This is a genomic window from Pseudomonas sp. H1h (assembly GCF_000633255.1).
In the GTDB taxonomy this organism is placed as follows: domain Bacteria; phylum Pseudomonadota; class Gammaproteobacteria; order Pseudomonadales; family Pseudomonadaceae; genus Aquipseudomonas.
Map to the genome: position 1 here is coordinate 1 of NZ_AYMJ01000067.1, position 1,258 is coordinate 1,258.

Here is a 1,258-nt window from a genome sequence, read left to right on the forward strand (position 1 = left end):
GCGCCGGTGCCGCTGCCGGGGCTGCCGCCGGAGTTCATGTTGATCACCGGGCCGCTCATGGTCACGCCGCCGGCGTCGATCTTGATGAAGCTGCCGCCGCCGATCAGGGTCAGTTCGCTGCCGGCTTCAAGCACCACTTTCATGCCGCTGCTCAGGTGGATTTCCTGGCCAGCGTCGATGAACTGGCCGGTGCCGATCTTGATGTGCTGGTTGACGCCCACGGTCAGGTGGTCGTTGGCGCGGGCTTCGACTTTGCGGTCGGCGTAGACGGTGTGGTGCTCTTCGGCCTTGAATTCGCTGTAGCTGTTCTTTTCGACGGTGTCGTGGCGTTCGTTGCCGACGCGGATTTTCTGGTCGTGTTCGATGTTCTCGTCCCAGTCGCGCTGGGCATGGAGGTAGATCTGCTCCTGACCTTTCTTGTCTTCGATGCGCAGTTCGTTGTAACCGCCGCCACCCATCGAACTCAGGGTCTTGAAGGTGCTGCGGGTCTTGTTCGCCGGCAGTGCGTACGGGACGGTGTTTTCCTTGTGGTACAGGCAGCCGCTGATCAGCGGTTGGTCGGGGTCGCCTTCAAGGAAGGTCACCAGCACTTCCATGCCGATGCGCGGGATGGCGATGCCGCCGTATTGGGCGCCGGCCCAGGCGGAAGAGACGCGCAGCCAGCAACTGGTCTTGTCGTCGGCCTGGCCTTCGCGGTCCCAGTGAAATTGCACTTTGACCCGGCCGTACTGGTCGCAGTGGATCTCTTCGCCTTTGGGGCCGGTCACCACGGCGCTCTGACTGCCGAGGATGCGCGGTTTCGGGTGGCGCAGCGGTGGACGGTTTGGCACGTCCCACGGGGTGGCCTGAAAGCGGTTGCGATAGCCCTGATGGAAGTCGTCTTTCAATGCGGTGGTGTCGCTGGTCACCGACTCTTCGAGCACTTGCGGCTGTTTGCCTTCGTGCAGGACTTCGGTGAGCAGCCACAGGTCGTTCCACTTGGCCTTCGGGTGCTCGGTCAGGGCGAGGAAATGGCCGCTGACCAGCAGCGGCTGGTCGCTCTTGCCTTCGGCGAGCTGGAAATCGCTGCGGTGGCGTTCGAGGGCGCGTTTGGCCAGGTGCTTGCCGCGCTCGCGGTCGATGAAGCGGCCCGGGTAGTCGTAGTCTTCGAGGTCGGGCAGGGCGTCGCCACGGTTTTCGCTTTCTAGGGTGATGCGCGGTTTTTCGAAGTCGTAATCGCGGCGCGTGGTGCGGCTGGTGCGGGTTTCCAGGCGCAGGT

The 1,258-nt window shown here is 63.5% G+C and carries 1 protein-coding gene; it reads right to left on the reverse strand.

All coding sequences use genetic code 11. The annotated features are described in order from the left end of the window. Positions 1-1,258, reverse strand: a 1,258-nt coding sequence (gene tssI / locus U862_RS0129015; RefSeq protein ID WP_025113574.1) for a type VI secretion system tip protein TssI/VgrG, incomplete at both ends; no start/stop codon positions are given.